We start from the raw sequence: 1,171 nt of genomic DNA, 5'->3' as shown, positions 1-1,171 counted from the left end.
GACCGGCCCGCAGCTGGAACGGTGCCGGCAGATGCTCTCGCGCATCCCGTCGCGCCTGGAGGACGTCAACGAGGGCCTGGCGACGCTGCAGTTCATGAGCCTGTCGGTCAGCCCGCACGACCACAATCTGCTGCAGGGCGGCACCCAGGACAACGGCACCTGGGAGAACAAGGGCCAGCGTCGTCGCTGGGTGAACACGATGATCGGTGACGGCGGGCAGTCCGGCTTCGACGTCGCCCGCCCGGAGTTCCGGTTCCACACCTTCGTCCGCGGCCAGATCGAGGTGAACTTCAACAACGGCGACATCGGGAGCTGGATCTACGTCGGCGAGCCGATCGACGCGCAGCCCACCACCGAGTTCTACGCACCGGTGATCAGCGACCCGCGGGTCAGCGGGACGATGTACTTCGGCACCGGGGTCACCGTCTACCGGACGAAGACGTTCGGTATCGGCGACCGCACCGTCGCGGAGGCCAACGAAGACTGCAACACCTGGAACGGCACGTTCGAAGAGCAGTGCGGTGACTGGGTGCCGCTCGGCACGACAGCGCTGACCGATCCGCTGTGGGGCAGCAAGCCCGGCGGCGCGATGGCGGCGATCGAGCGCTCGGCGGCCGACACGTCGACCGCCTGGGCGGCCACCACCACGGGCCGGGTGTTCATCTCCCGCAACGCCGACGCCGAGCCCGCCTCCGCGGTGCAGTGGACGCGCATCGACGACGACGCCCAGCTGCCGAACCGCTTCGTCAGCAGCATCTATCCCGACCCGGCGAACCCGAACCGGGCGTGGCTGTCGTACAGCGGCTTCAACTCCAACACGCCGGCCACACCGGGGCACGCGTTCGAGGTGACCGTAGCCGCGACCGGCGCGAGCACGTGGGCCGACCGGTCGTACAACCTCGGTGACCAGCCGCTGACCGACCTGGTCCGCGACGGCGTCACCGGCGACCTCTACGCCGCCACGGACTTCGGCGTCCTGCGCCTGCCCAGTGGCACCAGCGCCTGGGTACGTGCCGCGGGCGGCATGCCGAACGTCGAGGTCACCGGCCTGACCATCGTGCCGGGCAAGCGGATCCTCTACGCCGCTTCGCACGGCCTGAGCGCCTGGAAACTCGACCTGAGGAAGTAGTGGGCGAAACAACACAGGTGCGGGGCCGCCGACGCGGCCCCG

Annotated in this window: 1 pseudogene; it reads left to right on the top strand. The window is 69.6% G+C overall.

Annotated features, from left to right (window positions below):
- A pseudogene (locus AB0M20_RS44820) lies at window positions 1–1,129 on the top strand (exo-alpha-sialidase); the annotation flags it as partial.
- Window positions 1,130–1,171: the final 42 nt, after the last annotated feature.

Origin of the sequence: Actinoplanes sp. NPDC051633 (assembly GCF_040681735.1) — a bacterium.
In the GTDB taxonomy this organism is placed as follows: Bacteria; Actinomycetota; Actinomycetes; order Mycobacteriales; family Micromonosporaceae; genus Actinoplanes.
Note: the sequence above shows the minus strand (reverse complement) of the source record. Positions and strands in the feature narration are given on the sequence as shown.